Source organism: Thermodesulfobacteriota bacterium, from assembly GCA_040756475.1.
Taxonomy (GTDB): Bacteria; Desulfobacterota; Deferrisomatia; order Deferrisomatales; family JACRMM01; genus JBFLZB01.
The window spans coordinates 1-7,368 of the sequence record JBFLZB010000217.1; the positions used below are offsets into that span (position 1 = coordinate 1).

9 protein-coding genes are annotated in these 7,368 nt (G+C 68.4%); all 9 read left to right on the top strand.

Annotation, left to right across the window (positions count from 1 at the left end; all coding sequences use genetic code 11):
• Positions 1-238 precede the first annotated feature (238 nt).
• The 9 genes from AB1578_20615 to AB1578_20655 all read left to right on the top strand — a co-directional run bounded on the left by AB1578_20615 (position 239) and on the right by AB1578_20655 (position 7,291).
• Positions 239-460 (top strand): helix-turn-helix domain-containing protein, encoded by a 222-nt coding sequence (locus tag AB1578_20615; GenBank protein MEW6490299.1) that lies wholly within the window; start codon positions 239-241, stop codon positions 458-460.
• Between the two features lie 140 nt (positions 461-600).
• Positions 601-2,970: a DUF3987 domain-containing protein gene (locus AB1578_20620; protein MEW6490300.1), complete on the top strand. Its 2,370-nt coding sequence runs from the start codon at positions 601-603 to the stop codon at positions 2,968-2,970.
• Between the two features lie 322 nt (positions 2,971-3,292).
• Positions 3,293-4,528: a hypothetical protein gene (locus tag AB1578_20625; protein MEW6490301.1), complete on the top strand. Its 1,236-nt coding sequence runs from the start codon at positions 3,293-3,295 to the stop codon at positions 4,526-4,528.
• Positions 4,521-4,976, top strand: coding sequence for a hypothetical protein (locus AB1578_20630; GenBank protein ID MEW6490302.1), 456 nt, complete (start codon positions 4,521-4,523; stop codon positions 4,974-4,976). The genes AB1578_20625 and AB1578_20630 overlap by 8 nt, the downstream gene beginning before the upstream one ends.
• A 269-nt stretch (positions 4,977-5,245) precedes the next feature.
• Positions 5,246-5,554: a hypothetical protein gene (locus tag AB1578_20635; GenBank protein ID MEW6490303.1), complete on the top strand. Its 309-nt coding sequence runs from the start codon at positions 5,246-5,248 to the stop codon at positions 5,552-5,554.
• Positions 5,555-5,556: 2 nt separating this feature from the next.
• Positions 5,557-6,147: a helix-turn-helix domain-containing protein gene (locus tag AB1578_20640; GenBank protein MEW6490304.1), complete on the top strand. Its 591-nt coding sequence runs from the start codon at positions 5,557-5,559 to the stop codon at positions 6,145-6,147.
• A 60-nt stretch (positions 6,148-6,207) separates the two neighbouring features.
• Positions 6,208-6,438: a hypothetical protein gene (locus AB1578_20645; GenBank protein MEW6490305.1), complete on the top strand. Its 231-nt coding sequence runs from the start codon at positions 6,208-6,210 to the stop codon at positions 6,436-6,438.
• A gap of 84 nt (positions 6,439-6,522) precedes the next feature.
• Positions 6,523-6,894, top strand: coding sequence for a hypothetical protein (locus tag AB1578_20650; protein ID MEW6490306.1), 372 nt, complete (start codon positions 6,523-6,525; stop codon positions 6,892-6,894).
• 244 nt (positions 6,895-7,138) lie between these two features.
• Positions 7,139-7,291, top strand: a complete 153-nt coding sequence (locus tag AB1578_20655; GenBank protein ID MEW6490307.1) for a hypothetical protein — start codon at positions 7,139-7,141, stop codon at positions 7,289-7,291.
• Positions 7,292-7,368 lie beyond the last annotated feature (77 nt).

Consider the following 7,368-nt stretch of genomic DNA (forward strand, 5'->3'; position numbering starts at 1 on the left):
CGCATGCTTTCTGGCCCCAAGATCGCCCTCTAAGCTGACGCAAACGGGTTAAAGACGACCTAGTTTGCACAAGAACTGTGCGGACCACAGTTTGCTCCTAACCCCCCTTATCCCTCATCGCCGCCCCTGCCATGCTCTGACCATCGACAGCGCACCGCGGAGCCGGAGCGGATTCCGGCGGAATCAGTAACGAGCGGAGGATGTGCGCACCGCGATAGCAGTCAGTAGGGAGGCGGTCATGGACGGCAACGGCAGGGGAAGAAATCCGAACCTGGTGGCGGAGCGGGAGGCAGCCTCGCAGCTCGGAATGACGGTGCGCGCGCTCCAAAATTGGAGAAGCCGCGGCGAAGGGCCCCCGTACATCAAGCTCGGGAGATCGGTGCGGTACTCGCCCGAGGCGCTCGAGAGGTACGTCGCAGAACGCACCTGCGACCCGCGATCCGCAGACGGGGCCGCCTGACCATGGCCCCGAACGCGGCGCGACCCCGGGGTGCGATCCCGGGGCCGCAAGAGCCGACCAACGCACTCGCAGAATACCAGACGCCCGGCGGTTACGCAACGCACCTCACCGCTGCCGATTTCGCTGCCCAACTTCAAGGCGTGGCACCGAACGGCTCCGGGTGGGTAGCCCGCTGCCCGGCGCACGACGATGACCGCTCCTCCCTCAGCGTTCACGAGGGGGACGACGGCCGCATCCTCCTAAAGTGCTTTGCCGGGTGCAGCTTCGAGGCCGTTGTAGCAGCCCTGGGGCTCAAGCCCTCCGACCTCATGGGCCCGAACGGGAAGAGAGCGAAGCGCCCCTCCCGGGAGCGGATCGACCTAGAGGCCCTCGCCCGAGACAAGGGGTTTCCGCTCGACTTCCTCCGCTCCCTCGGTTGCGCCGACCTCCCTAACGGTGGAGTCCGTATCCCCTACCGCGACCCCGACGGCCAAGAGGCGGTAGCGCGGCTCCGGTATGCCCTCCGGGCTGGCGACGGCTCCGCCTGGCCGAAGGGATCGAAGCCGATCCCCTACGGGCTGGACCGCCTGGCGGAAGCGCGCAAGCGGGGGGGCCTCGTCCTTGTGGAGGGCGAGTCGGACGCCTGGACCCTCTGGCGCCACGACATCCCCGCCTTGGGCATCCCGGGCGCCGACATGGCCCGGATCTTGGAGGCGGCACACCTGGAGGGCATCCGACGAGTCTACCTGACCCAGGAGCCCGACCGAGGCGGCGAGACCTTCCGCCGTGGCATCGCGGCCCGGCTCCGGGAACTCGGGTGGTCCGGTGAGCTGCGCGCGGTCCAGATGCAGGCTCACGGCCACAAAGACCCGAACGCCTGGCACAAGACGGACCCGACCGGCTTCCTGGCCGCCTTCCAGCGGGCGGCGAGGGAGGCGGTGGTGGTGGACGCGGCCGAATTGCCTACTGACAAAACCGACGAAACCCCCGGCGCGGGGGGTTCCGTCAGTTTTGTCAGTACCGCCCGGGGCCCTTTCTCAAAAACGGAGGGACCCCAACCCCTCCCCGAGGCCCTTCCTGCCGTCCCCCCCCTCGCCCTGGAAATGCTCCCCGAGGCCTTCGGGGCATGGGTGGGGGACGTTGCGGACAGGATGCAATGCCCCCCCGACTTCCCGGCGGCCGGCGCAATGGTGGCCCTCTCCGCCGTGGTGGGCCGGCAAATCGGCATCCGCCCTAAGAGGCGCGATGATTGGACCGTGACCCCGAACCTCTGGGGCGGCGTGGTGGGGCGGCCATCGACCATGAAGAGCCCGGCCCTCCGCGAGGTGATGAAGCCCCTCGAGCGCCTGGAAGCCCTGGCCCGGGAGGCGCACGACGCGGCGACCCGAGAACACGACGCGGGGGCCCTGGTGGGGGAGCAAGCGGCGAAGGCCGCCAAGGAAGAAATCCGGAAGGCCCTCAAGAGGGGGGACGACGCGGCCGCGCGGTCCCTGGCCCTCTCCGTGGTGGCCGATGACGGCGCGGCCCCCGAGCGGCGCCGGTACGTCACGAACGACACCACAATCGAAAAGCTCGGGGAGCTTCTGGCCGCGAACCCCCGCGGCGTTTTGGTCTACCGGGACGAACTGGTGGGGCTTCTTCGGAACCTCGACAAGGAAGGCCAGGAAGGGGCCCGGGCATTCTACCTTGAGGCGTGGAACGGGGCGGGCCGGTTCACCTTCGACCGGATCGGCAGGGGAACGGTGGAGATCGAGGCCGCCTGCCTGTCCGTGTTCGGAGGAATCCAACCCGGACCACTACAAGACTACCTGCGGGCAACCCTGCAAGGCGGGACGGGGGACGACGGCCTCTTGCAACGGTTTCAGGTTGTCGTCTGGCCAGACTCTTCGGGGGAGTGGCGCAACGTGGACCGCTGGCCCGACTCGGCCGCAAGGCGGAACGCCTGGGCCGTGTTCGAGCGACTGGACCGGATCGACCCCCGGCCACTGGGGGCCGAAGAGGAGGACGGGCTCCCCTTCGTGCGGTTCTCCCCCGAAGCTCAAGAGGCCTTCGATGGTTGGCGCGCGACCCTGGAGCGACGCCTCCGGGCCGACGAAGAGCACCCCGCCTTCGAGGCGCACCTCGCGAAGTACCGCAGCCTGGTTCCCTCTCTCGCCCTCCTGTCCCACCTGGCCGACGGCGGAGCCGGCCCGGTGGGGATTGTCCCCCTGGCCCAGGCCCTCGCCTGGGGCGAGTACCTGGAGGCCCATGCTCGGCGCTTGTACGCCCCCGCCCTCGAGCCGGGACTACAGGCCGCTCGGGAGCTGGACCGGCGCATCCTCCGGGGCGACCTGGGAGCGCAGTTCACGGCCCGCGACGTGTACCGGCGGGGCTGGCGCCTCCTGGACCCGCAAGGGACCGCTCGGGCCCTGGACTACCTCACCGACCTGGAGCGCGTCCTGGCCGAAGTGGCCGGCCCTGGCGAGGAAGGGGGGCGGCCCTCCGTTACCTACCACGTCCACCCGGCACTCCTGGGGGAGGTGGAACCGTGAGCTACGCCAGCGCCCTTGAGCGCCTCCGTTTTCTGAAAAGCCCCCCGGAGGGTACTGACAAAACTGACAAAATCCCCCCCGAGATAGGTTCTGTCAGTTTTGGCAGTACACCTTCGGACCCTTCGGCAAAGATCGCCCACCCCGCGGAGGAATGGCCGCCGGGCATCCCACCGTGGCCCGTGACCCCCGGGTGCCCCTGCGCCTTGTGCTCCCCCGGGGCGAACGGGTACTCGGACAGGCTGGCAGCGCTCCGCGAAGGGTGGCCGGAGTTCTTTCCGGAGCCTACGGGGATCAACGCCCCCCCACTTGAGAGGAAAACGCCATGAACGTTGACCGATTTCGTCCGGACCACCGGGTTTGCGTGCGCCGCTACCACGACGCGACCAACACCTTTGCCGCCGAGGTGGACATCTCCGCTGACGTGGTCAGCATCTCGACTTCCAAGACCTACGGCCAGGTGGCCGGCGGGTTCTCGCTCGTGACGACGGCGAAGCTCGCGGACTTCTGGGAGACCGTCACCCCGAACGACCTCGTGACGATCGACCTCGACGCGGGCGACGGCACGGGGCTGCGGCCCGTCTTGGTGGGGCAGATCAACCGCCTTGCCGAGGCGCTTTCGCTCGATTCCTCCGGTACTCCGCGAAGATCGTTTCAGATCTCCGGGTTCGACCTCGGCAAGATTCTCTTGCAGCACAACGCTTCGTGGGACATCGCGCGCTTCGACCAGTTCTTCGGGGACGAGTTCATCAAGCGTATCGACCAGGGATTGCAAGTGTCGGGTACGCCGTCGCAGCTCATCCGAAGCGTCGTCCAGACCTACCTCCATCTTCAGGTCCCGTGGACCAAGACTTGGGTCGCCCTGGACCGCGTGGAGGCCGCGGACGACTGGCAGACCCTGGATTATACCGTGGCGTGGCACGAGGGCAGCGTCTGGCAGGTCCTGGAGCGGCTTTCAAACCGGCCCTGGAACGTCCTTCACACCGAGACCGGCGAAGACGGGAAGCTCCACGTCGTTCTGGAGCGGGCGCCCTTTCACGACGAAACGGGCCGGCTGACCCGGGAGACGCTCCACGACATCCCGGACTCCCATGCTGCGGCGTACAACCTGGGTCGGGACGACACCGAGCGGACGAATTGGGTCTACTTTGACCCCCAGCTCTCCGTCTTTGGGGCCCGGGAGGCTTCCATCGGGATGCTGCGGGTGGTGGATCGCGGGCTGCTTTCGTATGACGAGGCCAGCGTGCATCGGCATGGGCTTCGGGGGCAGCACGTGGCGACCATCTTCACGCCCTTCGGGACGCGCGCCTACGAGCCCTCGGAGCCCGACGAAATCCAGAAGGCCGCGGCGCGGGGGGCGGCAGTGTGGAACTGGTACCGCCGCAACCACCTCTACCGCAACGGCCAGCTCACGGTGAAGGGAAGCCCTGCCTACCGGGCCGGGGACGGGATCGTCTTCGGGGGCGACCAGTACCTCGTGGAGCGGGTAGCCCACACCTACGTCTGGGGCCAGTCGTATCAAACGACACTTGGCGTCACGAGAGGGCAGCGTCATGGGTGACTTCGCGCGAAGGTGGCGGATCGCAGTCCACGAAGCGGGGCACGAGATCGCGGCCCGGGTCCTTGGGGTGCCCGTGTCGGTGGCCGCACGCTTCACGGCGGACGGCGGGGCGATGGAGACCGGCTTCCCGGCCGATGCGCGGGACCTCGCCGTGGTCGCCCTGGCCGGGCCCTGCGCCGAGGCGATGCTTGCAGGTGGAGTGCGGGAGGACGCCGAAGCCGCGTGGAAGGGCGACGTTGACATGGTGGCGGCTCTTCTGGACCTGACGGGGGCGGACGTCCTACCGCTACTCGAGCGGGCGGACGAACTTGTTGCCGAGCACCGCTCAAGGATCGTCGCCCGGGCGTGGAAACTCTCGCAGGGCGCCGCGGCTCGCAACGCCTCCGTCGTCGGGGACCTCGTGAAGGGCTCCCGCGCTTGCCGAAGGGCGCCGGCTGTGGGCGGGTAGGGCTGGCCGCGGGGGCTCGTACCCCGAACCGATCCATCGCAAATGCGCGTGGCAAGCGGAAGTGCGGCGCGGGTGCGGGGTTCGGACTCGGTTCGTACTCGAACCAGCACGAACCCGTGGGAAGCACGAACCGACCCCTCCGGACGCCGACGAACAAAAACGCCCAAATGCTTGATATAACAAGCAAAAACGCACATAAAGAGTTGTGCGGGGACAGGGAGGCGGGGTAGCCTTGGTGGCGGTCGCACGAACCGAACGAGGAACCGACCATGAGCAAGCACACCCCTGAGCCCTGGGTCTTCGTCCCGGGCGACGACAACCTGCCGGAGGAACCCGGCTTCGAGGGCTACACGGCCGGAAGCATCATGGCCGACGGCTACCATCTCGCCCGCGTCTGGAACGACGCCCCCAACCCGGAAGCCGACGGCCGGCTCATGGCCGCGGCCCCGGAGCTTCTGGCAGCCCTGGAGATCGCTGTGGGGGCGCACCCGGAAGCCCCTTGGGCTGAGGCCGCCCGCGGCGCCATCGCCAGCGCTCGGGGTGAGGAGGTGGAGCCCATGGGGGGGGAGGGAGGATAGGGATGGATCGCCGCGCGCTACAAAACGCCGTGGGCCCTGACCTCATTCGAGCAGCCGAGGCCCTGGACCTCAATTCCGCGCCCGATGCCTTTGTGCTCGAGGCGGCATCCGGGTTCAGCCGTCTCTCCATGCAGCCGTACCCGGGTCTCTTTCTCCGCGGCCTTCCAGTTGAAGTGGCGCAGCTCGTAGTACGGCGCATCCTCGACCCGGAGGGCACAACTCGGCGATTCGTGGAGGCCAGCCTGCGGGCGATCGGTCCGGAACCCCAGGAGACGCCCGCGGCAGTCGACGACCGGCCGCGCCCGTTCCCGCTCCAGAGGCCCCCCGCGGACCACGAAGGGCCCGAGCAAGGGGAGGACTCCCCCGTCGCCGCGCGGAGCCCCGAAGGTGGAGGAGGGGAGCCGCCGGTGGACACGGCCTCTCCCGCCTGGAGCCGCCCCGCGGTCCTGACCCTGGAGGAAGTCGCGGAGGTTCTCCGCATCAAGCCCGCCACGGCGCGGCGGCTCCTGCGAGACGGCGAGCTTCCGGCCCGGAAGGTGGGGAAGGGCTGGAGGATTCTGCGGGCCGACCTCGAGCGGTACTTGCGGCGGTAACCGATCCGGGCTCCGGGGATTCGGGGCCCGGCTGACAGGCCGACAGGCCGAGGAGGAAGCATGTTTCCGTGCCCCCGCACCACCCCCGAAGCCCTGGACCGGATCTCCCTGGAGGCTACGAGGGCCGCGAATCCCGAGTTCGACGGCGTTCTCGACGCTTTCACGGAGACGCTCTCCGAAGGACAGCGGCGCCACTTCCTGCAAGTGGAGGAGGGCTTCAACTTGCAAACCGCCTTGATCCAGCAGGCGACCGCCCGCGCTCTCTGCACTTGCGGCGCGGACCACGGGTAACGGCGCAAACTGCTCTACACATCGGCCGGGGTGTGGTACATGGAGGGTGCGCGCGAACTACTTACTTCTCCGGAGGTGACACCGATGATTCAGACCCTCGAAAAGTCCATGCTGGACCCGCGTTTCAGGAAGAACGCAGAAGCCTTCGGCAAACTGAAGGCGATGCCGTACCTTGTCGGCTGCGAAGCAGCGTTCCACAAAGAACTCTGCCGGCGAGCCCTCGCCAAAGGGCAGAAGGTCCCCTTCGACGTGCTCCGCGAGCACGATGATCTCTTTCGAGAGGCCCTCGTCGCCGGCAAGGTGGGCGTTGATGCTGAGGAAGTCCGCGCCACCGTGGCAGAGCTGGCAGACGCGCTGCGGGCGTGCTGGGGGGACTACGCTCGGCAGGGCCGCACCGCCGCCGAGGATGTGGCCCGGATCGTTGCCGCATACGTGGCCCGCTCCCGTTCGAACTGATCGCCCCCCGGAGGGCGCACACGGACCGCCGGTACCTCCGTCCCGGCCGGTCTCCTCTCCCGCCCAGGGCTCTGCCTTCGCCCTGGGCGGCTTTTTGTCCATGGGCCGACCCGGAAGCGGGGGGCAGGTGGGGACGTGGCAGGACGCCCCCTCAGCGTTCGCCACGCGCGGGTTGACGGGCTCCCCCTTCTCGGGTACATGTGCCCGCCCTGGCCGCCACGCACCCCCCACCCCGGAGGAGCCCATGGACAGGATGCTGGACGCCGACCGCCCGTTTCTGGAGCAGTTCGAGGAGGAGGCCCTGGAGGATGACGAGGCCTTCGACTGGCTTCTCGAAGAGGTGTACGCGCACCCGGAGCGCTTGGCGGTCCTGACCGGTACGCGCTTGGAGGAATGACAGACAGCCCCCCTTGGAACACGCCAACTCACGCAAAACGCATTTCTCCGGACGAAGAGCCGATGGCTAAGGGAGGG

Bases quoted from the DNA above. Each gene is read 5' to 3' on its own strand.
- AB1578_20640 (MEW6490304.1), top strand. From the start codon at position 5,557: ATGGATCGCCGCGCGCTACAAAACGCCGTGGGCCCTGACCTCATTCGA.
- AB1578_20650 (MEW6490306.1), top strand. From the start codon at position 6,523: ATGATTCAGACCCTCGAAAAGTCCATGCTGGACCCGCGTTTCAGGAAG.
- AB1578_20615 (MEW6490299.1), top strand. From the start codon at position 239: ATGGACGGCAACGGCAGGGGAAGAAATCCGAACCTGGTGGCGGAGCGG.
- AB1578_20645 (MEW6490305.1), top strand. From the start codon at position 6,208: ATGTTTCCGTGCCCCCGCACCACCCCCGAAGCCCTGGACCGGATCTCC.
- AB1578_20630 (MEW6490302.1), top strand. From the start codon at position 4,521: ATGGGTGACTTCGCGCGAAGGTGGCGGATCGCAGTCCACGAAGCGGGG.
- AB1578_20635 (MEW6490303.1), top strand. From the start codon at position 5,246: ATGAGCAAGCACACCCCTGAGCCCTGGGTCTTCGTCCCGGGCGACGAC.
- AB1578_20625 (MEW6490301.1), top strand. From the start codon at position 3,293: ATGAACGTTGACCGATTTCGTCCGGACCACCGGGTTTGCGTGCGCCGC.
- AB1578_20655 (MEW6490307.1), top strand. From the start codon at position 7,139: ATGGACAGGATGCTGGACGCCGACCGCCCGTTTCTGGAGCAGTTCGAG.